Raw genomic sequence first — 22529 nt, forward strand, 5'->3', positions numbered from 1 at the left:
TCCGCACGTCTTTCGGGTCTCACACCGCGCGGCGCAGCCTCAGGCTGTTCAGCACGACGAACACGCTCGAGAACGCCATCGCGGCCCCGGCCAGCATCGGGTTCAACAGGCCCAGCGCGGCCAGCGGCAGCGCGGCGACGTTGTATGCGAACGCCCAGAAGAGGTTGCCGCGGATGATCCGCATCGTGCGCCGGCTGAGGGCGAGGGCGGTGACGATGCCCCGCGGGTCGTCGCGCATGAGAGCCACGTCGCTGGCGTGCAGCGCGGCATCCGTCCCTCCGCCCATTGCGATACCCAGATCGGCGGATGCCAGCGCCGCGGCGTCGTTGACTCCGTCGCCGACCATCGCGACGGTGCGTCCCTGAGCGCGCAGCGCCGTGATCTCGTCGACCTTCCCTTCGGGCAGGACGCCCGCGCGTACGCGTTCGATGCCCAGTGCATCGGCGACGGCACGGGCGACGTGCTCGTTGTCGCCGGTGAGGAGCACCGGCTCCAGGCCCATGGCCTTCAACTGCGCGACCGCTCGGGCGCTCTCGGGGCGGACCGTGTCGGCCACCTCGATGACGACTCGGGCGTGCGGGGCACCGTCGGGACCGGCCCACCCGGCCACCACGACGGTGCCGCGCCGCTCCCCCGCCTCGACGGCGTCGGCGAGCGCCGCGGGCAGCTGCGCGCCGAGGTCCGCGGCGAGCGCCGGACGACCGGCGAACACCCGTACGCCGTCCACCGTCGCGGTGACCCCACGACCAGGCAGGGCCTCGAGGTCGGTGGCGACCGGCCCCTCGCCCGCGGCGGCGACGATCGCGTGGGCGATGGGGTGCTCGGACCCTCGTTCGACGGCGGCGACGCGCCGCAGGGCGTCGGCGGCATCCTGAGCATCGGCGGTCGTGACGCGCGCGACGCTCATCCGGCCCGAGGTGAGAGTGCCCGTCTTGTCGAGCACGATCGTGTCGATGCGCTCCGCGGACTCGAGCGCCGCGGGTCCGGTCACGAGGATGCCGAGCTGCGCTCCGCGACCGGTGCCGACGAGGATCGCGATCGGGGTCGCAAGTCCCAGGGCGCAGGGGCAGGCGATGATGAGCACCGCGACGGCCGCGGTGAAGCCGGCGGCCACGGGCTGCCCGGCGACGAGCCACGCGACGAGGGTCAGGGCGGCGAGCGCGATGACGACGGGCACGAAGACGCCCGAGATGCGGTCGGCGAGCCGCTGCACGCGACTCTTGCCCAGCTGGGCGTCTTCGACGAGGCGGGCGATACGGGCGAGGCGGGTCTGCTCCCCCACTCCCGTCGCGCGGACGACCAGTCGCCCGCCCGCGGCGATCGTGCCGCCGGTGACGGTGTCCCCGGGGCCGACGTCGACGGGCAGCGCTTCTCCGGTCAGCATGCTCTCGTCGATCGAGGCACGCCCTTCGAGCACCTCCCCATCGGTGGCGACCGTGGCGCCCGGCCGCACGACGAAGGCATCGCCCACCGAGAGCCGGTCGATGTCGATGCGTCGCCCGTCGGCGAGTTCCGCCTCGCGAGCGCCGAGGTCGAGCAGGGCGCGCAGCGCCGCGCCGGCCCGCCGGGTGGATCGCTGCTCGATGACGCGCCCGAGCAGGAGGAACACCGTCACCGCGGCCGCGACCTCGAAGTAGACGACGGAGGTCGCGTCGTGCACCGGGCCGAAGAGCATGACCTCATGCCGGATGCCGATCCGCCCGGCCGTTCCGAAGACGAGCGCCCACACGCTCCACAGGTAGGCGGCGAAGGTGCCCAGGGTGATGAGGGTGTCCATGGTCGCCGCGCCGTGACGCGCGTTGCGCAGCGTCGCACGATGGAACGGCCAGCCGCCCCAGAGCACGATCGGCGTCGTGAGAACGAGCGAGACCCACTGCCAGCCCGGGAACTGCCACGCCGGGATCATCCCGAGGGCGACCACGGGCACGGCGAGGGCGAGCGAGACCCACAGCCGGACGCGCAACGGGGTGGAGCCGGGCGCGTCGCCGGTGTCGTGGACGTGGCCGGCGTGGTCCGCTGCCGCGTCGAGCGCGTGGCCGGTCGCCGCGTCGATCTCGCCGCCGGGCGCGGGAACGGCGACGGAATCGGGCGCCGAGGTGCCGGCATCCGCTCGCTCGCCCGTTGGGGTCGGCAGAGGGGCGGATGCCGCCACACCCGCCGCAGGCCGAGAGGCGGGGCGCGGACGGACGGTGGCGTCGTATCCGGCGGAGCGGACGGCGTCGACGAGGGCAGCGGGGTCGAGGTCGGCGGGGTAGCGCACCCGCGCGGTCTCGGTCGCCAGGTTCACCGCGGCCTCGACGCCCTCGACGCGGCCGAGCTTCTTCTCGACGCGGGCGACGCAGCTGGCGCAGGTCATGCCTTCGATATCGAGCACGGCCTCCGCGGTCGGTGCTTCGGTGCTCTCGGCCATGGCTCCTCCTCCGGTCACTCCGTTCTCAACACGATACCCCCTGGGGGTATTCCCGGGGCCGGATCCCGTCCGGGCCGCCCGCCCGCCCGCGCCGGCCCGCGCGACCCTACGCTGGAGTCATGGCCGACACGATGACACGCGAGCAGCGGGTCGTCCTGGCGGTTGCCGTTCTGGCGTCGTTCGTGTCGTTCCTCGACGGGACCGTGGTCAACGTCGCTCTCCCCGCGATCGCGGGCGAACTCGGCGGCGGCCTGTCGACGCAGCAGTGGGTCGTGGACGCCTATCTCGTGACCCTCGGGGCATTCATCCTCGTCGCGGGTTCGCTGAGCGATGTGCTGGGGCGCGTCGTGGTGCTGCGGATCGGCCTCATCGGCTTCGGCATCACCTCTCTCGCGATCGCCGCAGCCCCCACGGCCGAGTTCCTCATCGTCGCCCGAGCCCTGCAGGGCATCGCCGGAGCGCTCCTGGTCCCGAGCTCGCTGGCCCTGATCACCTCGACGTTCCGCGGACCCGCGCAGGCCCGCGCGATCGGCATCTGGACCGGCGCGACCACCGTCGCCATGCTCGCCGGTCCCCTCATCGGCGGCATCTTCGTCGACACGCTCTCGTGGCGCCTGGTGTTCCTCGTGAACGTCCTGCCCATCGCGGTGACCCTGTGGTTGCTCGCCCGCCTCGGGCACCGCGACCACCGGCGTCCCGGCGCGCGCGTCGACATCCTCGGGGCCGTGCTGTGCGCCCTGGGACTCGGCGGCATCGTCTTCTCCCTCATCGAACAGCCGAACCTCGGGTGGGCCTCGCCGGTGATCTGGGCGCCCGGGGTCATCGGCATCCTGTCGTTCGCGGGTTTTCTCGTGCGCCAACGCACGGCGCGCGACCCGATGATGCCGCTCGACCTGTTCCGCTCGCGCAACTTCTGGGCGGGAAATCTCACCACCGTCTTCGTCTACGCAGCCCTGTCGCTCAACGGCTTCGTCCTGAGCGTCTACCTGCAGCAGGGCGCGGGGCTGCCGGCCACCCTCGCGGGACTCGCATCGCTGCCGAGCACGGTGCTGATGATCCTGCTCAGCTCACGGATGGGCGCGCTCGCGGGGCGTTTCGGACCGCGCCTGTTCATGACGCTCGGCCCGATCGTGATGGCCGTGGGCGCCCTCCTGCTGCTGAACGTGGGCGGCGACTTCGCCTACGTGACGCAGGTGCTGCCCGGAGTGATCGTGTGGGGCCTGGGCCTGACCGCCACGGTGTCCCCCCTCACGGCGGCCGTGCTCGGCGCGATCGACACCGAACGATCGGGCATCGCCTCGGCCGTCAACAACGCCGTCTCGCGCGTCGCGGGACTCCTCGCGATCGCCGCGGTGTCGGCGGTCGTGGGCGGCTCGCTCGATCTCGACGGCTTCCACCGCGCTGCCGTCTTCACCGCGGCGCTGATGCTGCTCGGGGCTGCGGCGTCGTTCCTCGGCGTCCGGAATCGGTTGCCCCGGCAGGACTGAGCGACGAGCCCGGGCGTCACGCGCACCCGGAGCGGTGCAGCGGTGCCCGAGCGGCCCCGAGGCCACGGACCACGCCGCGAAACCGCGCCCTCTCCGCGCTCAGCGCAGAATGGCCCGCGCCCGCTCCACGTCGTCGGCCATCTGCACCAGCAGGGCGTCGATGCCGTCGAAGGCCGTCATCTCGCGCACCCGCTCGACGAAACGCACCTCGACATGATGGCCGTACAGGTCGAGGCCGGTCTCATCGATCACGTACGCCTCGACCTGACGGGCGTGCACGTCGTCGAACGTGGGATTGGTGCCGACGCTGATCGCGGCCGGGTAGCTGATGCGCCGCGCGCCGTCGACGTCCACGAGCCAGCCGGCGTAGACACCGTCAGCGGGGACGAAGCCCTCGAGTTCGGGCGAGAGGTTCGCGGTGGGGTAGCCGAGCTCGCGGCCGCGCTTGAGTCCGTGCACGACTTCGCCCCACACCGAGGGCGCACGACCGAGCAGGCGCGCAGCCGTGGCGACGTCGCCGACCGACAGCGCCTCGCGTATCCAGGTGGACGACACACGCCGATCGGCGTGCACCGCGCGCACATCCTCCACCACGTCGACGCGGAACCCGTGCTCGGCGCCCATACGCGTCAGCAGGTCGGGGTCGCCCTCTCCCCCGGCGCCGAAACGGAAGTCACGGCCCACGAGCACCGTTCGCGCCTGCAGCGCCTCCACGAGCACCCGCAGCGCGAAGTCGTGGGCGGGGATGGCCGCCAGCTCTTCGTCGAAGGTCAGCAACAGGGTGGCATCCACCCCGGCCCGCTCGAGCAGCTCGAGCTTCTGGTGCGGTCCGATCACATCGGGCGGACATTTCTCGGGGCGCAGCACGCTCAACGGGTTGCGGTCGAAGGTCACCGCGACCACGCGCGCTCCGTCGGACGCGTCGATGCGCGCCCGGTCGATCACGGCGCGGTGCCCGGCGTGGACGCCGTCGAACTTGCCGATCGCCACCACCGAGGGACCGAAGTTCTTCGGCACCTCCGCGGGCTCGCGGAACACGATCACCGGGTCGCCCGACGGTGACGCACGAGCCACCACAGTCCGAGGAAGGGCAGCACGAGGGGGATGAACAGGTATCCGTAGCCGTACACCGACCACACCGTCGGGTGCTGGAACAGCTCGGGGAGCACGAGACTCAGGGTTCCCACGACGAGGACACCCACCAGCTCGAAACCGATGGCGATCCACGCGACGCGGTACCAGGTCGGTCGCGCCGAGAAGACGAGCGCGAGGGTGGCGAGGATGTACACGACCGCGGCGAGGGCCGACAGCGAGTACGCGAGCGGGGCGTCGTCGAACTCGCGAACGATCTGCACGAAGGAGCGGCCGGTGGCGGCGAGCGCCATGATGCCGTAGACGACGACGAGGACACGGCCGATGCCGGTCATCCCCCGGGAGCGGGTGGGAGTGGTGGATGCCATGACCTGTCGATTCTAGTTCGCCCGCGGCCGCGGCGAGCGGTGCGGCCCGCGTCAGGCCAGCTGTACGGTCCAGATGATGTGCATGCGCCAGACCATGACGGCCACGGCGAGGGCCGCGACGCCCATGATGACGGTGCTCCAGCGGCTGCGTTCGATGAGTGCCCACGCGGCTCCCGCGACCGGCACGAGGGCGGCCGAGACGAGATAGGTCCAGAACTCGAGCAGGCTCCCCGACGGGGGGTTGCCGGCGAACGGTGAAATGATCGCCACCACGATCTGCACGATGAGCAGCAGTTCGATGAGCGCGAGGGATCCGACCGTGACGTCTCCGGGGCGGCGTCCGACGAGCCCCGCCGAGATCGCGACGAGGCCCGCGAGGACCGCGATCCCCACCTGCACGAGCGTGAACCACAGGATCATCGGGCGGCCTCCTCGGGCATGTTCATGGCGCTCTTGAGCTGCGTCCCCCGCTTCTCGACGATGCCGACGAGGCGACCGTCGGGGTCGATCGCGGCGGCGAGGGCGCCCGTCAGGCGTCCTCCCCCGTCGATGCGTTTGCCGTGACGCAGATCGCGCGCTTCGTCCGCCCCCACCGCGAGGGCGCCCACGACGACGGCGGCCGCGGTGGCCGGCTCGACGAGGGCGTCTTCGGCGATGTCGTCGACGGATGCCGCGCCGGAGACGTCGAAGGCACCGATGCGGGTGCGCCGAAGGGCCGTCAGATGCCCGCCCACGCCCAGCGAGCGGCCCAGGTCGCGGGCCAGGGCTCGGATGTACGTACCGCTCGTGCAGTCGACGACGACGTCGAGCTCGATCGTCGTGTCGCCCCGACGGGTCTCGCGCACATGGAAGCGCGAGACGGTGACGCGCCGAGCCTTCAGCTCGACCTCCTCGCCCGCGCGGGCGAGGTCGTAGGCGCGGCGCCCGTCGACCTTGATGGCCGACACCGTGCTCGGCACCTGGTCGATCTCGCCCGTCAGCTCGGCGATACCCTCGAGGATCTGCGCCTCGGTCACGGCGGAGGCGTCCGCACGGGCGGTCTCGGTCCCGTCGGCGTCGTCGCTGTCGGTCTCGACCCCCAGGAGGATCGTCGCCTCATACGTCTTGTCGGCGCCGACGATGTACGTGAGCAGCCGTGTCGCCCCCTCGACGCCGAGGACGAGAAGTCCGGTCGCCATCGGATCGAGCGTGCCGGCATGGCCGATCTTGCGGGTGCCGAGCGCCCGGCGGGCCCGCGACACGACATCATGGCTGGTGATACCCCCGGGTTTGTCCACCAGGAGGATGCCGGGGCGGACCATCAGCAGAAGTCTCCGAACACCTGGACCGGGTGCGAGGGGTCGGAGTTCTCGACGATGACCGAGGCGGCGACGCGCGGCCGCGCGGTGTGGACGTACTGTTTCTGCGCGTCGGGCAGCTCGGGGCGCGGCTGTCCGACGGGCGGGTTGGACTCGAGCCACACCGACCAGTTCCACAGTCCCCGCCGCGCCGGGGTCTGGAGGAACACGCCGTCGACCACGAGCACTGCGTCGCCCTCGCCCGCGCGGAAGGGCGCCACGACGCCGTCGCGCACGTCGGCTGCCTCGTCGGAGACGCTCGCCCGGTGCACGGCCGTGCCATCCTCGGCCACCGCGGACGCGAAGCCCTCGGCGAAAGCGTGCGCCGCCTCGGCATCCAGCCCCTCGATGGCCACCACGACGCGGCCCGCGCGGTTGTTCTGCCGCATGAGGTCGCGCAAGCTGCGCTGAAGGGTCTCGACGGGGTTCTCGCTGGGCATGCCTCCAGCCTACGGTCGACCACCGACACTCGACCGCGCTCTCCGCCCCGCAACGGCTGCGCCGCGCCGCCCCGAACCACGCAGAAACGCGACCCGCGCACAGAAACACGCTCTGCTCGCGTTTACGGGCGCGGAGGGCGTTTATGCGTGCCGAAGGACCGGGTTCTGCGACCGTAGGCTGGAGGGATGCCAGATCTCGCCGCCCCGCTCATCGCGTGGTACCGCGACGCGGCGCGCGACCTTCCCTGGCGCCGCCCGGGCTTCGGCGCGTGGGGCACGCTGGTCAGCGAGTTCATGCTGCAGCAGACCCCGGTCACGCGAGTCATCCCGCACCTCGAAGCGTGGCTGGAGCGCTGGCCGACCCCGGCGGACCTGGCCGCCTCTCCCCCGTCCGAGGCGGTGACGCAGTGGGCCAACCTCGGCTACCCGCGGCGCGCGCTGTGGCTGCATCGGGCGGCGGTCGAGATCCGCGACCGGCACGACGGAGTCGTCCCCCGCGATGTCGAGGCGCTCCTCGCCCTCACCGGGATCGGCGATTACACCGCCCGCGCGGTAGCGGTCTTCGCCTACGGCGACCGCCACCCGGTCGTCGACACGAACACGAGGCGCGTCCTCGCCCGCGCAGTCGAGGGCGTGGCGCAGCCCGGTCCTCCGCACCGCCGGGATCTCGAGCGGATGGATGCCGAGCTCCCCCACGACATGATCGATGCGGCGATCGTGAACGCCGCCGCCATGGAGCTCGGGGCGATCGTCTGCACGGCCCGCTCGCCGAAGTGCGACCTCTGCCCGCTCGCCACGCGGTGCGCCTGGCGGGCCGCAGGCTACCCCGCCTCCGAAGACCGCCGCCGTCGGCAGGCGAAGTACGAGGGGAGCGACCGCCAGGCGCGCGGAGCCGTGCTGAAGGTGCTGCGCGATGCGGCCCCCTCCGCGGTCCCGCTGTTCGCGGTGCTCCCCGACTGGCCCGACACCGCGCAGCGCGACCGTGCCATCGACTCGCTCATCGCCGACGGCCTCGCCGAAGCGGTCGACGACGTCCTGCGTCTGCCCGGTCACTCGGCATCCTGAATCCGCCCCGGGGCACTCCGCCCCGGTGCACTCCGTGCCGGACGCGACGCTCCGGCGACACCGTCGTCGCGGCGCGGATCGAGCCCGTCGCCACCGCCGGACGGTGCGGTCCTCAACAGGCAGCCTCCCAGGAACGACGAAGGCCGGACACGACCCCTCGGGGTGGTGTCCGGCCGTGTGCTTCGAAGTTCAGGAGCGAGGCGCGTCTTCGACGTCGACGTCGTCTTCGCTGTCGTCGTCCTCTTCGTCTTCGCGCGGCTTGACGTACGGATCGGCATCTCCCGCGTAGGCGGCCGAGGCGGCGAGACCCGCGACCGACTCGTCGCGCTCGCGCGCTTCGCGCAGCAGCGCCGAGATGTGGTCGGCGTTCTCGGGGATTCCATCGAGGATGAACTCCAGTGACGGGGTGAGCCGCGTGTTGAGGTTCTTGCCGACCTCGCTGCGGAGCATGCCGGTCGCCGACTTCAGCGCGGCGGCGGTGTCGGCGCGATGCGCCTCGTCGCCCATGACGGTGTAGAACACCGACGCGTGCTGGAGATCACCCGTGACCCGCACGTCGGTGATGGTGACGAATCCAAGCCGCGGGTCGCGCAGCCCCTTCTCGAGACGCTCGGCGAGCACCACGCGGATCCGGTCCGCCACTCGCGCCTGTCGTTCCCCTGCCACGTCAATTCCTATCTCTCACTAAGCCAGACGTCACACGCCAGATGCCGAAGCATAGGCGAAGGACGGAGGTTTCGTGGGTCTGCGGGAGCATCGGGGTAGGGGCCCCGCTCTGCTCCCGCAGACCCACGAAACCGGAGGCCGTAGCCGGTAGCTACGACCTCCGGTGTGTGATCAGCCTCGCGGCTTCTCGACCATTTCGGTGGTCTCGATCTCGTCACCGATCTGGATGTCGTTGAACTTGCCCAGACCGATACCGGCCTCGAAGTCCGTACGCACCTCGGTGACGTCGTCCTTGAAGCGACGCAGCGACTCGATCGCCAGGCCGTCCGCCAGCACGACACCATCGCGGATGACGCGAGCCTTGGCGTTGCGCGTGATCGTTCCCGATCGCACGATGACACCGGCGATGTTGCCGAACTTCGAGGAGCGGAACACCTCGCGGATCTCGGCGACACCCGACTGCACCTCTTCGAACTCCGGCTTGAGCAGGCCCTTGAGCGACTGCTCGACGTCGTCGATCGCGTTGTAGATGACCGAGTAGAACCGCACGTCGACACCCTCGCGGGCGGCACGCTCGCGGGCCTTCGTGTCGGGACGGACGTTGAAGCCGATCACGATCGCGTTGTCGATCGTGGCCAGGTTGATGTCCGACTCGGTGATCGCACCCACACCGCGGTGGATGATGCGCAGCTGGACGCTGTCGTCGACCTCGATCTTGAGCAGCGATTCCTCGAGCGCCTCGACGGCACCCGACACGTCACCCTTGATGATGAGGTTGAGCGACTCGACCTTGCCCTCTTCGAGAGCACGGGTGAAGTCCTCGAGCGAGATGCGCTTGCGGGCCTTGGCCAGCTGGGCGTTGCGCTCGGCGGCTTCACGCTTCTCGGCGATCTGACGCGCGGTGCGGTCTTCCTCGGTGACGATGAACACGTCGCCGGCGCGGGGCACGGAGTTCAGACCCTGCACCGAGACGGGACGCGACGGGTAGGCCTCTTCGACCGCTTCGCCGTTCTCGTCCATCATCGCGCGGACACGGCCGTAAGCCGTTCCCGCGACGATCGCATCGCCGACGCGGAGGGTTCCGGACTGGATGAGCACCGTGGCGACCGAACCGCGACCCTTGTCGAGCTTCGCTTCGATCGCGACACCGCGGGCCGCCTTGTTCGGGTTGGCCGTCAGGTCGAGACCGGCGTCGGCGGTGAGCAGGACCGCATCCAGGAGGGCCTGGATGTTGAGGTTCTGTCGAGCCGAGACGTCGACGAACATGACGTCTCCGCCGTACTCCTCGGCGACCAGGCCGTACTCGGTGAGCTGCTGGCGGACCTTGGCCGGGTTGGCGTCGGGCTTGTCGACCTTGTTGACCGCGACCACGATCGGCACGTTCGCCGCCTGGGCGTGGTTCAACGCCTCGACCGTCTGCGGCATGATGCCGTCATCGGCCGCGACCACGAGGATCGCGATGTCGGTCACCTGCGCTCCTCGGGCACGCATGGCGGTGAACGCCTCGTGACCCGGGGTGTCGATGAAGGTGATCGCGCGCTCGATGCCCTCGTGCTCGGTCCAGATCTGGTACGCACCGATGTGCTGCGTGATGCCGCCGGCCTCGCCCGCGACCACGTTGGTCTGGCGGATGGCGTCGAGGAGTCTCGTCTTACCGTGGTCGACGTGACCCATGACGGTGACCACCGGAGGACGGATCTCGAGATCGTCCTCGCTCTCGGCCTCGAGCTCGGCATCGAGGTCGAGACCGAAGCCCTCGAGGAGCTCCTTGTCTTCGTCCTCGGGCGAGACCATCTGGATCTTGTAGCCGAGCTCGGCACCGAGCACCTCGAAGGTGGCCTCGTCGAGCGACTCGGTCGCGGTGGCCATCTCGCCCAGGTTGAACAGAATGGTCACGAGCGTGCCGGGCTGGACGGTGTAGCCGCGCAGGGCCTCGAGCTTGTCCGCGAAGTCGGCGATGGATGCGCCGCGGCGCAGGCGGATGATCTCGCCGTTGCCCTTCGAGACGTTGACGCCGCCGACGACCGGCGCCGACCGCATCTCGAATTCCTGCCGCTTCGCCCGACGCGACTTACGCTGCTTGGACTTGCCGCCACCCTTACCGAAGGCACCCGCGGTACCACCGCCGGGACCACGGCCACGGCCGCCGCCACCACCGGGACGACCGGCGAAACCACCGGCCGGAGCGCCGCCACCGGGGCGCTGGAAACCGCCACCGGCACCGCCGGGACGACCGGGACCGCCGGGACGCTGCTGGAACGGAGCGCCGGGACGACCGCCGCCACCGGGACGACCGGCACCGCCGGGGCGCGGGGCACCGGGACGCGGGGCGCCAGGACGCGGAGCCTGGGGACGCGGGATGTTGCCGGGGGTCGGGCGCTGGCCCATGCCCTGCGCCGAAGCGAAGGGGTTGTTCCCCGGACGGGGGCCCGCGGGACGCTGGCCCATGCCCTGCGAGGAGGCGAAGGGGTTGTTGCCCGGACGCGCTCCACCCGGACGCGGGGGCGCGCTCGGGCCGGGCTTGGGGGCACCGGCGCCGGGGGCGGCGGCACCGGGGGTCGGCGCACCGGACGTCGACGCCGAAGCGGCGGGCTTGGCTGCCGGGGCCTCGGCCGCTGCGGGAGCGGCCTTCTCGGGGGCAGCGGTCTCGGGGACCGGGCTCGCCGCGGGAGCGGCGGGGGCCGCGGGCTTGGCGGGGCCGGGGGTCGGGCCCGAGGGACGGGCACCGGGGGTCGCCGCGGGACGCGCGGGGCCCGGACGGGCGCCGGGGCGCGCCGCGGGCGCGGCGGGCGATCCACCGGCGGCCGGCGCCGAAGAACCCTCGGCCGCGAGGGCGGCGCGGAGCTTACGGGCCACCGGGGGCTCGATGGTGGAAGAGGGGCTCTTGACGAATTCGCCGAGCTCCTTCAGCTTCGCAAGCGCGACCTTGCTGTCGACGCCGAGCTCGGAAGCGATCTCGTGCACGCGTGGTTTTGCCACAATTCTCCTGTCTGAGGGCCTACCCCGGACAGGGCAGACCGCTAGTTGCGGACGGGTCTCATTTCGAGCCGTTCACTTCGTGTCCATAGCCGTTCAGCCTTTTCGCTGGAGGTGTGATTCGAAGGTCTGCGTGTCAAGCGGGCCTGACACACGCAATGCTCGTACGAAGGCGCGACGCGTAAGAGCTTTTCTCACGCATGCGTCCGTCTCGTGCACCCACGCTCCCCGACCCGGAAGGACCGCTCGTTCGTCTGCGACGAGGACCGATCCGTCGGTGACCACTCGCAGAAGCGAGGATCGGGGGGCGCGTGCGCGGCATCCGACGCACGTTCGTACGGGTTCCACTCTACACCTCGTGATCGTGGGGACGATCGGACCCTCAGTTGTCTTCGAGGATGCTGTCGGGCTGGATGTCGATCTTGGCGCCGGTGAGCTTCGCGGCCAGGCGGGCGTTCTGGCCCTCTTTGCCGATCGCCAGCGACAGCTGGTAGTCCGGCACGAGGGCGCGCACGGCCTTGGTCGTGGCATCCAGGACGAAGGACGAGGTGACCTTGGCCGGCGAAAGCGCGTTCGCGACGAAGCGCGGAAGCTCGGCGTCATAGTCGATGATGTCGATCTTCTCGCCCGAGAGCTCCTCGGTCACGGCGCGCACGCGACGACCGAGTTCGCCGATGCAGGCGCCCTTGGCGTTGACCGTCGGGTCGGTCGCCTGCACGGCGATCTTCGAACGGTGGCCGGCTTCGCGAGCGAGCGAGACGATCTCGACCAGGCCCGCGGCGATCTCGGGGACCTCGAGGGCGAAGAGCTTTCGGACCAGGCCCGGGTGCGTGCGCGAGACGGTGATCTGCGGACCCTTGTTGCCCTTGGAGACGCTCGTGACGTAGACGCGCAGTCGCGAGCCGTGGGCGTAGGTCTCGCCGGGCACCTGCTCTTCGGGCGGGAGGATGGCCTCGACGGTGCCGAGGTCGACGTGCACCATGCGCGGGTTGGGCCCCTGCTGGACGACACCGGCGACGATGTCGCCCTCTTTGCCCTTGAACTCCCCCAGCACGGCGTCGTCGGCGATGTCGCGCAGACGCTGGCTGATGACCTGCTTGGCGGCGAAGGCCGCGATGCGACCGAAGTCGTCGGGAGCCTGCTCCTCTTCGCCGATGACGGCCCCCTCGTCGTCGGTCACGGGCGTGAAGATGCCCACGTGACCGGTCTTGCGATCGAGGGAGGCGCGAGCGCCCGTCGGGATCTCGCCGCTGGGCGAGATGTGCTTGGCGTAGGCGGTCAGGATCGCCTGCTCGATGATGCGCGCGAGTTCATCGAAGGGGATCTCCTTCTCGCGTTCGATCGTCTTCAGAAGTGCGAGATCGATGTCCACAAGGGCCCTCCGTTATTCAGCTCTCCTCGACGCGACCGGCGCCGACAACCCCCCTACGATACCCGGGATGCCGCGAGCATTGCGACCGTCGCAGGATCACGGCCGTCGTCGCACAGCCGTTTCCCGGCCGCGCGGACGTTCGAGCACGTGCAGAACTCTGGAACACGGCGACCGGACCACGCGAAGACGCGGCCTGCCGGCACGCCGACCGACCAGGGCGAAGCGTGCTGCTGGGTAGGCTCGACGGGACCCGACCGCTGCGGCGGGTCCGGGCCGAGGAGGGCATGTGGCACGACCGACTCTCAGCGATGTCGCGGCTCGCGCCGGGGTTTCGGTGACGACCGTCTCGCGGGTCCTCAACGATCGCGGCTACCTCAGCGACCGGGTGCGTGGCGATGTGCGCCGCGCGATCGAGGAGCTCGGCTACCGGCCCAACGAAGTCGCCCGCTCGCTGCTCGGCCGGGGCACGCACGTCGTCGGGCTGATCGTGCCCACGGTGGCCGATCCGTTCTTCGGTGAGTTCGCCGCCGCCGTCGAGGCGGGGCTCGCCGATCGTGGTTACCGCACCCTGCTGTGCGACAGCCTGCGTAGCGTCGAGCGCGAGACGGCGTCGCTGGAATTACTCCTCGCCCACCAGGTGGCCGGCGTCATCACCTCCACCCACAACGACGGCGTGGACCTCTATCGGACGGCGGGGCTGCCGATCGTGGCTCTGGACCGGAGCCTCGGACAGGGGATCCCCGACGTCCGCAGCGACAACGTGGCCGGCGCCGCCCTGGCCACGGAGACGCTCGTGGATGCCGGCTATCGCCGCATCCTCTTCGTGAGCCCGCGTGACGACGTCCGCTCCGCCCGACGGTCGGGCCATCGCGAGGTCATGGCCGCACGGGGACTCCCCGAGTCGGTGCTGGCGTACGGGTTCAGCTCGAGCCTGGACGAACGGCGCGCCCTCATCGAGGAGACCCTCGACGGGGGCGAGTACGACGCGGCGTTCTGCACCGACGACGTCAGTGCCCTGATGGCGGTGGAATGGGCGCGGTCCCGCGCAATCCCCGTCCCGGCGGAATTCGGGGTCATCGGGTACGACGGCTCCGCGACCGTGCGACACCTCGCCCCGACCTTGACCACCGTGCTCCAGCCGATCGAGCAGTTGGCAGCCGAGTGCGTGCGACTCCTGCTTCGGCGCATCGACGAGCCCGCGGCCGATCTCCCGGCGGAGACGGTGCTTCCGGTGTCGCTGCGCCGCGGATCGACGGTGCGCGGGCACGACGCCCTCGCGGACCGACCGGGCCGGTGAGTCTGCCGCGCGGGTGAGGCGGCGACTTTCGCCGTCCGATCCCGCGAGCGCCCGCGGGGGTTCGCAGTCCCCGCGGGCTCGCACTCCTCGGCTCAGACCGTGGGGGCCTCCACCGCGCCGCGGAGCACCTGGAACACGGGGGTGCCGGCCTCGACGTCGGCCGAGGTGATGACCGCGTCGACCTCGAAGTCGTCGGAGTTGGTGATGACGATCGGAGTCGTGACGTCGTACCCGGCCGCGCGGACGGCGGACCAGTCGACGCGGGCGAGCGGGGTGCCGACCTCGACGCGCTCCCGTGCGGCGACGAGGGCAGTGAAGTGGGCGCCCTTCAGGTTGACGGTGTCGATGCCGATGTGGACGAGGACCTCGACGCCGTCATCGGTCGTGATACCGTAGGCGTGACCCGTCGGGAAGACCGCGGTGAGCACTCCGGCCACCGGGGCGGTGACATCACCGTCGCTGGGCACCACCGCGGCGCCGCCGCCGAGCACGCCGCCGGAGAACATCGGGTCGGGGACCTCGGAGAGCGGGATCAGGCGGCCGCGGACGGGCGAGACGATGTCCAGACGGACAGCGTCGGCATCGGATGCCGCGGCGGCGGCCACGGTGTCGGTGGCGACCTCCGCGACGTCGGACGCCGAGGCGTCGGCGTCCGTCGGCTCATCCAGCGGGGCGACGCCCTCCGTCGGATCCAGCGGCTTACCGCGGGCGATGCGCCAGCGACCGTAGACGAGGGTGGCGACGAAGGCCAGAACGAAGCTGATGAGCGCGCACAGCGCGAACTGCGGGATCGAGGACGGCTGGATGGACACGAATCCGATGACGCCGGCCGCACCGAGGGAGATGGCCTTCACGCCGAGGGCGCTGATGAAACCGCCGGCGACGGCTGCGGCTCCCATTCCGATGAAGAAGGGGAACTGCAGGCGCAGGTTCACGCCGAAGATCGCCGGCTCCGTGATGCCGAGCAGGGCGGAGGTGCTCGACGCGCCCGCCATCGCGCGCAGCTTGGACCCGCGCCGGACCAGGAAGAACACCGCGAGGCACGCCGCTCCCTGCGCGATGTTTGCCATCGCCGCGATCGCGAAGATGAACGACCCGCCCTGGGCGATCAGGCTCAGTTCGACCGCGGGGAAGCTCTGGTGAAGGCCCGTGACGACGATGGGCGAGTAGACGAGGCCGAAGAGCGCACCGCCGAGGAAGCCGAAGCTCTCGTACACCCACGACAGCCCGAACGTGATGGCATCGCTCACCCACCGCATGGCCGGGCCGACCGCGACGAAGGCCGCGACCCCGACCACGAGGAGCGAGATCATGGGGGTGAAGAGGAAGTCGAAGGTTCCCTTCAGCACGCGTCGGAGCAGCTTCTCGCACACCGACAGCAGGTACACCACGGCGAGGACCGGGATGACGGTGCCCTGGTAGCCGGCCTGGGCGACGTCCATGCCGAGGATGTTCCAGTAGGTCATCGTGCCGTCGGCCATGGCCTCCGACACGGCGTACCCGTTGACCAGCGAGGGCATGACCATCGCGGCACCGAGCGCGGCGGACAGGAAGGGGTTGGCCCCGAAACGCTGACCGGCCGAGAAGGCGACGAGCACCGGGAGGAAGGCGAACGCCGCGGAGGCGAGCAGGTTGATGAGGGCGGCGGGGTCCGCCAGCCACGGGAGGGTCGTCGTGACCGCCTCGGGTCCGAACAGGCCAGGCGCAGTGAGCACATTGTTGAGCGCCATCAGCAGACCGCCGGCGATCAAGGCGGGAAGCACGGGCACGAAGATGTCGGAGAGCATCTTGATGAAGCGCACCACGACGTTGCCGCTCTGGCCGGCGACCTGCTTGACCTCGTCTTTGGTGGCGGCGCGCACCCCCGAGAGCGCCACCAGTTCGTCGTAGACCTTGTCGACGTCACCGGGTCCGATGATGATCTGGAACTGCCCTCCCGCCTCGAACGTCCCCTTCACATTCGGGTCGGCATCGAGCGCGGACTGGTCGATGCGCGTCTTGTCGACGGTGACGATGCGCAACCGCGTCGCGCAGTGCGCGGCTGCCTGGATGTTCTCGGACCCGCCGAGAGCGGTGAGAACGGAGCGGGCGACAACATCGTGCTGCATCGGGAGTCCTGGAAGTCGGAGACAGGGTGAGAGGCCGAGTGACAATGCTGTCAAACGTTTGACACAGTATGCCGCGCGAAATGCACCACAGCAAAAACCGCTCTCCCACCCGCGCAGACGTCGGCGGATGACGGGGGTCAGGGGCTGTAGAGCGACGACTCTCCCGAGAGGACCGCCACCTCACCGCCGCGCGCGCTCAACGACACCGAGACGGGTCCCTCGGCGAAGAACGTCCGGGCGGTGAAGGCCGTCGTGCCGTCGACGATGATCTCGACGATCGAGCGGTCCACGAGCAGCTCGATGACTCGCTCGGGGGCCCCGGGTGCGGGCAGCGGGACCTCGCGACGTGCACCGCCGACGCGGTAACGGGTGGCCGAGCGATCGACCGTGAGCGAGGTCGCATCCAGATCGACGGTCACCGGGGATGTCTCGGGACCGATGAGGATCCGCGCCGATGCACCGGTGTCGACGCGCAGACGCAGGCTCGTCCAGCTCGCGGATGCGTCGCCCGGAGCGAGAAGACCCACGCTCTCGCCGTCGCTCAGCGTCGCCGCGGGCACCGCGGTCGTCGCACCGAAGTCGGCGCGGGCCGGGGCGAGACGCTGGTGCAGCACACCGCCGCGCAGGGTCAGGCTGCGGGGTGCCGAGAGCGTGTGCACCCAGCCGTGCGCCCGCGAGGGCTGATCGTCTTGGGCGGGCAAGCCCGCCCAAGCCAGCAGGAGTGCGTCGTCGGCATCGCCGCGGCCCGCGAAGACCTGCGGGGCGTAGAACTCGAACCCCGCGTCGATCAGACGGAACCCTCCCGTGTCGCGCAGACGCGAACCGTCGAGGTGACCGACCACGTACCCGCAGACGTCGGCGACACCGAACGGATTCACGTCCGCGTCCGTCGCCCCCTGCGGACACAGCACGAGCACGTCGTGCTCGACGCCGGTCTCGAGGTCGGTGAGACGGAAGATGTTCGGGCACTCCCACATGTACCCCGCGGATGCCGCATCCAGCCCCTCGACCGTCAGCTCGCCGTCGAAGCGCCAGGGGCCTTCGGCATCCGGCGCAGAGTAGAGCAACACCGCTCCGGTCTCATCGTCGCGCTGCGCGCCGAGACACATCCGCAGACGGCCCCCCTCGGTGCCGTAGACCATCGGGTCGCGGAAGTGCGCCGTGTAGCCCGCCGGGCGGTCCGCATCCGGGAGGAAAGGACCGGCGGGGTCCTTTTCGAAAGCGACGAAGTCGTCGGTGTGGACCCGCACCTGGTGAGCCTCACGCGTGCCGTCCGGGTTCTTCACGTTTCCCGTGTACAGGAGGTCCGCTCCGGCCCCCGCTGGAACCGCGGAACCCGAATAGCATCCGTCGCGGTCGTACGCGGCGTCCGGTTCGAAGGCCATGCCGTGGTGGGTCCATCGGAGGAGATCGCGGGAGGTCGCGTGGCCCCAACCCGATGCCGCGTTCCGGGAAGGCCGGACCCCACTGGTAGAACGCGTGCGCCACGCCGTCGACCACGATGAGACCGTTCGGATCGTTGATCCGCCCGTACGGGGACGCCAGATGGAAGAGGGGGGCGTCGGGATCGGACAGGGTACGCGCGTGGCGCTCGATATCCATAGCGCCAGCCTATTCGGCTCGCGTGAGCGGTCATGTCGGCCTCCCCCGCCCACCCCGGGCGAAGACCGCGTCGTGACGGGTCAGTACCGCTCGAGCGGGTTGGCTGCGAGCTTTCGCACCACTCCCCCGTCGACGAGCCGCCGGGCGGCGGTGTCGGGCTTGCGCGCGGCCTGGTCGGTGACGCACGCGCCGAACTCCGCTGCGAGAGAGCTCCGGGGATGCACCGCGAGCACCTCACGGACGAACTCCGCGGGCAGCGCGTCGGGACGAGCGCCGGAGATGTCGAGCGCGGTCGCCGTCTCGAGCAGGTAGCCCTCGGCATCCAGATCGGGGTCGACGCTCGGCCAGTTGTGGCGCACGATGACGTCGAGGACGCGTTCGCGTCGTTCGCGGTCCCACCCCGCGCCGGCGGTCAGAGCGACGCCGACGTGGCCGCCCGCGTGCTCGTACGACAGGGTGTGGTTGTCGAACTCGGTCACCGTGCCGATGTCGTGCAGGACGGCTGCGACGTAGAGCAGCTCGTGGTCGATGCCCGCGACCCCGTCGACCAGCGCGAAAGCCTCTGCCCACAGCCACGAGCGCAGGGCGTGCGCGGTGATCGCCGGTGACTGGTACTCCCGCGCCAGGGCGAGGGCACCGCGCGCGGCGAAGCTATCGGGCACGGGGAAGTCTGCGAGCTGCACGGGGCCTCCGAGGTTTGGATCCCTCCACCCTCGCAAGATCCCGCTCCGCGCGGCAGTGCCGCCACGGTCACCCGCCGACGTCTTCCTGCCAGAGCGCTCCGGATGCCGCGGCCTCGAGGTCGCGGCATCCGGAATCGATCACTGCACCGGGGTGGCGTGCCAGATGCGATCGAGGTAGTCGCGCATCGCGCGGTCGGACGAGAAGTAGCCGCTGCGCGCGACGTTGAGGATGGCCGAGCGCACCCAGCCGTCCTGGTCGGCGTAGGCGGCGTCGACGCGGTCCTGGGCGTCGAGGTACGCCGAGAAGTCGGCGAGCGCCATGAACCGGTCTTCGTACAGCAGGTTCGACACGAGCGGTTCGAAGACCGTGCGGTCGCCGCCCGAGAACGCGCCCGACGCGATGAGGTCGATCGCGCTGCGCAGGCGCTCGTCCTTCTGGTAGAAGTCGGCGGGGCGGTAACCCTCGGCCCACAGGGCCTCGACCTCGGGCTCGCTCATTCCGAACAGGAAGAAGTTGTCGTCGCCGACGAGCCCCCGGATCTCGACGTTCGCTCCGTCGTCGGTGCCGATGGTGAGGGCACCGTTCAGGGCGAGCTTCATGTTGCCCGTGCCCGAGGCCTCCTTGCCGGCGAGAGAGATCTGCTCCGACAGGTCGGCGGCGGGGATGATGCTCTCGGCGAGGGTGACGTTGTAGTTCGCCGGGTAGAGCACCTTGAGCTTGCCCTGCACGCGCTCGTCGGCGCTCACGACCTCGCCGACGGCGTTGATGAGGTGGATGATGCGCTTGGCCATGCCGTAGCCGGGGGCTGCCTTCGCTCCGAACAGGAACGTGCGTGCCTGCACGTCGGCGACGTCGAGGCGGCCCGACACGATGCCCTCGTAGGTGCTGACGATGTGCAGCACCTTCAGCGTCTGACGCTTGTACTCGTGCAGACGCTTGATCATGACGTCGAGCATGTGACCGTCGTCGAGGGCGGCCTCCCCGCGGGCTTCGAGCACGCGGCTGAGGCGACGCTTGTTCGACGCCTTCACCGCGGCGAACCGCTCGCGGAAGTCCGCGTCGTCGGCCAAGGCCTCGAGTCCCCGGAGTCGCTCGAGGTCGACCGTCCAGCCGGCGCCGAGGGCCTCGGTGATGAGCGCCGAGAGGTCGGGGTTCGCCAGGCGCAGGAAGCGACGGGGCGTGACGCCGTTGGTGACGTTCGTGAACTTGTCGGGCCACATGGCGGCGAAGTCTTTCAGCACGTTGTCGCGCAGCAGCTGCGAGTGCAGCTCGGCGACGCCGTTGACCTTCGAGCCGGCCACCGTGGCCAGGTAGGCCATGCGCACCGAGCGGTACGGGTGCTCGCCGATGATCGACATGCTGCGGATGAGCATCTCGTCGTCGCCGAAGCGCTCTCGCACCTCGAGCAGGAACTCGTCGTTGATGCGGTAGATGATCTCGAGGTGGCGGGGCAGCAGGCGACCGAGCAGATCGACCGACCAGACCTCGAGGGCTTCGGGCAGCAGGGTGTGGCACGTGTACGCGAAGCACTTCTGAGTGATGGCCCACGCGGCATCCCACTCGAGATGCTTCTCGTCGACGAGGACGCGCATCAGCTCGGGCACCCCGATGACCGGGTGCGTGTCGTTGAGCTGGAAGATCACGCGCTCGGGCAGACGCTCCAGGTCGAAGTCCTCGGGCAGGACGTTCTCGATGAAGTCGGCGATGGATGCCGCGACGAAGAAGTACTGCTGCTGCAGGCGGAGTTCCTTGCCCTGGGGCGTGGAGTCCTCGGGGTAGAGCACCTTCGAGATGTTCTCGGCGAAGGTCTGCGCGCGCACCGACTCGACGTAGTCGCCGGAGTTGAAGGTGTGCAGGTCGAACGCGTTCGTCGCCACCGCGCGCCACAGGCGCAGGGTGTTCACGCGACCGTTGTGGTAGCCCGGGACCATCATGTTGTACGGCACCGCGAGGACGTTCCACTCGGGTACCCAGCGGGTGCGCTCGACACCCTCGTCGTCGTAGGTTTCGGTGGTGCCGGCGAACGAGATGGTCTGCGCGGCCTCGGGATGGGCGAAATCCCAGGGCGACCCCATACGCAGCCAGGCGTCCGGCTGCTCGATCTGCTGACCATCGGCGAAGGTCTGACGGAAGATGCCGTACTCGTAGCGGATGCCGTAGCCGATGGTGGGCACGCTCATGGTGGCGAGCGAGTCGATGAAGCAGGCGGCGAGGCGCCCGAGGCCGCCGTTGCCGAGCCCGGGTTCGATCTCGACCTGGCGGAGGTCGTCGATGTCGATGCCGCACTGCGCGAGGGCCTCGGTGGCGATGTCGGTCAGACGCGCCGCGAGGAGGTTGTTGTCGAGCTGCCGGCCCAGCAGGTACTCGGCCGAGAGGTAGCAGACGGTCTTCGCCTGCTGCGTCTTCTGCTGTGCCCGATCGTCGAACCATCGCGCCATGAGGTAGTCGCGCACCGTGTAGGCGAGGGCGAGGTACTGGTCGTTCACGTCGGAGGTCGACAGGGTCACGCCCTGGTCGAAATTCAGGTTCTGGAGGAACTGTTTCGCGAAGCCGTCGACGGACGCCGCGGGGGCGACGACGGGCGCGATGGCGAGCGGGTGGGTGGGGCGCAGCTCTGGGGTGTTCTCGGGCACCTTCCGACCGTAATCAGAACCGCCCCCTCCCGCCAATGGGGGAACGGCACCGACACACGATCTTCACCCGTTCGCCGCACACTTATCGACCCGAGAGGCCGCACGAGCCGAACGGATGCCGACCCCGGGCGCGCACCCGGATTGTCGCTCGCCCGGGAATCGGCATACGGTTCCGTGGTGCCCACCTCCGCCCGCAGCGCCGCCCGCGAGGCCGAGGCCAACCCCGCATTCCGTGTCATCGCCCGCGCCGGGTACGCGGCCAACGGCATCCTGCATCTCCTGATCGGCGGGCTGGTGATCGCGGTCGGTTTCGGAGCGCGGGAGGACAGCGATCAGACCGGCGCGTTTCGCGCCCTCGCCGCCGTACCCCTGGGTGCGGCCGCGCTGTGGGCCCTCGCGATCGGCCTCGTCAGCCTGGGTGCGTGGCACCTCCTGCAGGCTTTCGCACCTCGACGCCTCACGGTGTGGCGCCGCATCGGGCGGATCGCGACCGAGGCGCCGCAGGGCCTGATCTTCGTCGCCGTCGGCCTGGTGTCGGCATCCGTCGCCCTCGGTGCGCGTCCGCACGCCGAACAGGCGGCCGAGAGTCTCAGCGAGGCCGTGTTGACGTGGCCCGTCGGCGGGTTCGTGCTCGGGGCCGTGGGCCTCGCGGTCGCCGGTGTCGGCATCGGGTTCGTCTGGATGGGACTGCGCCGGTCGTTCCACTCGAAGGTGCGCACGCCCGACGGCCCCGCCGGCTTCGCGCTCAGCGCGCTCGGAGTCGTCGGCTTCGCGGCGAAGGGCGTGGCGCTCATCGTCGTGGGCGTCCTCGTGGTCGTCGCCGCCATCACCGTCGAGCCCGACACCGCGGGCGGTCTGGACGGGGCGACCTCGGCCGTCGTCGCTCTTCCGGCCGGACCCGTTCTCGCGTCGCTCGTCGGCCTCGGGTTCCTCGCCTACGGAGCGTTCACGGTGTTCCGTGCCCGGTACGCCCGCCTCGACGCCTGACCCGA

At 70.5% G+C, this 22529-nt stretch carries 18 protein-coding genes and 1 pseudogene; 4 read left to right on the forward strand and 15 right to left on the reverse strand.

Annotated elements, in window-relative coordinates; all coding sequences use genetic code 11:
- Nucleotides 1-19 precede the first annotated feature (19 nt).
- Complete coding sequence (locus QE454_RS16550) at nt 20-2410, reverse strand: cation-translocating P-type ATPase (protein WP_307459555.1); 2391 nt, start codon at nt 2408-2410, stop codon at nt 20-22.
- 119 nt (nt 2411-2529) lie between these two features.
- On the opposite strand from QE454_RS16550, the gene QE454_RS16555 reads away from it, so the two are divergent.
- On the forward strand, nt 2530-3897 hold the full coding sequence (locus tag QE454_RS16555; RefSeq protein WP_307459553.1) for an MFS transporter: 1368 nt from the start codon (nt 2530-2532) through the stop codon (nt 3895-3897).
- A gap of 99 nt (nt 3898-3996) precedes the next feature.
- Here the strand turns inward: QE454_RS16555 and QE454_RS16560 are convergent, their stop codons facing one another.
- Genes QE454_RS16560 through QE454_RS16580 form a run of 5 tightly spaced genes read right to left on the reverse strand, consistent with a single transcriptional unit; the run spans nt 3997 to nt 7134 of the window.
- Entirely contained in the window at nt 3997-4941 is a 945-nt protein-coding gene (locus tag QE454_RS16560) for a bifunctional riboflavin kinase/FAD synthetase (protein ID WP_210071922.1), read from the reverse strand.
- The gene (locus QE454_RS16565; RefSeq protein ID WP_307459550.1) at nt 4938-5357 is read right to left on the reverse strand and encodes a hypothetical protein; all 420 of its coding nucleotides are present in this window, start codon (nt 5355-5357) and stop codon (nt 4938-4940) included. Before QE454_RS16565 ends, QE454_RS16560 begins: the two co-directional genes overlap by 4 nt.
- Before the next feature lie 51 nt (nt 5358-5408).
- Nucleotides 5409-5777 carry a hypothetical protein gene (locus QE454_RS16570; protein WP_307459547.1) on the reverse strand — a complete coding sequence of 123 codons (369 nt, stop codon included), beginning with the start codon at nt 5775-5777 and terminating at the stop codon, nt 5409-5411.
- Nucleotides 5774-6658, reverse strand: coding sequence for a tRNA pseudouridine(55) synthase TruB (gene truB / locus QE454_RS16575; protein WP_307315920.1), 885 nt, complete (start codon nt 6656-6658; stop codon nt 5774-5776). Before truB ends, QE454_RS16570 begins: the two co-directional genes overlap by 4 nt.
- Nucleotides 6658-7134, reverse strand: coding sequence for a hypothetical protein (locus QE454_RS16580; protein ID WP_307459544.1), 477 nt, complete (start codon nt 7132-7134; stop codon nt 6658-6660). The genes truB and QE454_RS16580 overlap by 1 nt, the downstream gene beginning before the upstream one ends.
- Before the next feature lie 186 nt (nt 7135-7320).
- Here QE454_RS16580 and QE454_RS16585 point away from each other — a divergent pair, with 186 nt between their 5' ends.
- Nucleotides 7321-8199 (forward strand): A/G-specific adenine glycosylase, encoded by an 879-nt coding sequence (locus tag QE454_RS16585; protein ID WP_307459541.1) that lies wholly within the window; start codon nt 7321-7323, stop codon nt 8197-8199.
- Nucleotides 8200-8388: 189 nt separating this feature from the next.
- Here the strand turns inward: QE454_RS16585 and rbfA are convergent, their stop codons facing one another.
- The 4 genes from rbfA to nusA all read right to left on the reverse strand — a co-directional run bounded on the left by rbfA (nt 8389) and on the right by nusA (nt 13213).
- Nucleotides 8389-8865, reverse strand: a complete 477-nt coding sequence (gene rbfA, locus QE454_RS16590) for a 30S ribosome-binding factor RbfA (RefSeq protein WP_307459537.1) — start codon at nt 8863-8865, stop codon at nt 8389-8391.
- Between the two features lie 171 nt (nt 8866-9036).
- Nucleotides 9037-11844 carry a translation initiation factor IF-2 gene (gene infB / locus QE454_RS16595; protein WP_267786573.1) on the reverse strand — a complete coding sequence of 936 codons (2808 nt, stop codon included), beginning with the start codon at nt 11842-11844 and terminating at the stop codon, nt 9037-9039.
- A gap of 93 nt (nt 11845-11937) precedes the next feature.
- The gene (locus QE454_RS16600) at nt 11938-12189 is read right to left on the reverse strand and encodes a YlxR family protein (protein ID WP_210071930.1); all 252 of its coding nucleotides are present in this window, start codon (nt 12187-12189) and stop codon (nt 11938-11940) included.
- A gap of 34 nt (nt 12190-12223) precedes the next feature.
- Nucleotides 12224-13213: a transcription termination factor NusA gene (gene nusA, locus QE454_RS16605; RefSeq protein ID WP_267786572.1), complete on the reverse strand. Its 990-nt coding sequence runs from the start codon at nt 13211-13213 to the stop codon at nt 12224-12226.
- Nucleotides 13214-13499: 286 nt separating this feature from the next.
- Here nusA and QE454_RS16610 point away from each other — a divergent pair, with 286 nt between their 5' ends.
- Complete coding sequence (locus QE454_RS16610; RefSeq protein WP_307459534.1) at nt 13500-14510, forward strand: LacI family DNA-binding transcriptional regulator; 1011 nt, start codon at nt 13500-13502, stop codon at nt 14508-14510.
- 92 nt (nt 14511-14602) lie between these two features.
- Here QE454_RS16610 and QE454_RS16615 read toward each other — a convergent pair whose 3' ends face one another.
- The 5 genes and pseudogenes from QE454_RS16615 to QE454_RS16630 all read right to left on the reverse strand — a co-directional run bounded on the left by QE454_RS16615 (nt 14603) and on the right by QE454_RS16630 (nt 21537).
- Nucleotides 14603-16618 carry a sucrose-specific PTS transporter subunit IIBC gene (locus QE454_RS16615; protein ID WP_307459531.1) on the reverse strand — a complete coding sequence of 672 codons (2016 nt, stop codon included), beginning with the start codon at nt 16616-16618 and terminating at the stop codon, nt 14603-14605.
- A 137-nt stretch (nt 16619-16755) separates the two neighbouring features.
- Nucleotides 16756-18135, reverse strand: a complete 1380-nt coding sequence (locus tag QE454_RS16620) for a glycoside hydrolase family 32 protein (RefSeq protein WP_396652988.1) — start codon at nt 18133-18135, stop codon at nt 16756-16758.
- Nucleotides 18083-18220, reverse strand: a pseudogene (locus QE454_RS17350) (hypothetical protein); the annotation flags it as partial. The gene QE454_RS16620 and the pseudogene QE454_RS17350, both read right to left, overlap by 53 nt.
- 80 nt (nt 18221-18300) lie before the next feature.
- Entirely contained in the window at nt 18301-18903 is a 603-nt protein-coding gene (locus tag QE454_RS16625; RefSeq protein WP_307459525.1) for an HD domain-containing protein, read from the reverse strand.
- 138 nt (nt 18904-19041) lie between these two features.
- Complete coding sequence (locus QE454_RS16630) at nt 19042-21537, reverse strand: glycogen/starch/alpha-glucan phosphorylase (protein ID WP_267786567.1); 2496 nt, start codon at nt 21535-21537, stop codon at nt 19042-19044.
- 177 nt (nt 21538-21714) lie between these two features.
- On the opposite strand from QE454_RS16630, the gene QE454_RS16635 reads away from it, so the two are divergent.
- Nucleotides 21715-22524 carry a DUF1206 domain-containing protein gene (locus QE454_RS16635; RefSeq protein ID WP_307459520.1) on the forward strand — a complete coding sequence of 270 codons (810 nt, stop codon included), beginning with the start codon at nt 21715-21717 and terminating at the stop codon, nt 22522-22524.
- Nucleotides 22525-22529 lie beyond the last annotated feature (5 nt).

The sequence above is a fragment of the Microbacterium sp. SORGH_AS_0454 genome (genome assembly GCF_031453395.1).
Lineage (GTDB): Bacteria > Actinomycetota > Actinomycetes > Actinomycetales > Microbacteriaceae > Microbacterium.